The following is a 338-nucleotide window of genomic DNA, read 5'->3' on the forward strand; positions in this document are numbered from 1 at the left end:
ATTTATAATCCTGATAATCGGTTCGAAGCTAAAAATACAGCCTATCCAAGCTGGCAGCATGGCTATTTGGATGAAGCTATGAATAAACAAGTGGAAGAGGCATTGTTTCAAAAAGATCCACAAAAACGGGCACAAATCTATGCTGATTTGCAGCGTGAGCTTATGCAAAAGGGACCTTATGCTTTTATCTTTCAAAAAAATAGTGTTATAGCTATGACACCTGATATTAAAAAATGGGTTTGGAATAGTGCTCCGCGTATTTTCTATAGTGCAATTGAAAAATAAATACGTCTTAAATATTGAAAAATACAAAAAGAACATGATCATAATGTAAATAA

General features: G+C 33.1%; 1 pseudogene. It reads left to right on the forward strand.

The window, feature by feature from the left end:
• Nucleotides 1-285 (forward strand): annotated as a pseudogene (locus tag BN202_RS09115) (ABC transporter substrate-binding protein); the annotation flags it as partial.
• Nucleotides 286-338 lie beyond the last annotated feature (53 nt).

It is taken from the genome of Bartonella florencae (assembly GCF_000312525.1).
GTDB classification, from domain to species: Bacteria; Pseudomonadota; Alphaproteobacteria; order Rhizobiales; family Rhizobiaceae; genus Bartonella; species Bartonella florencae.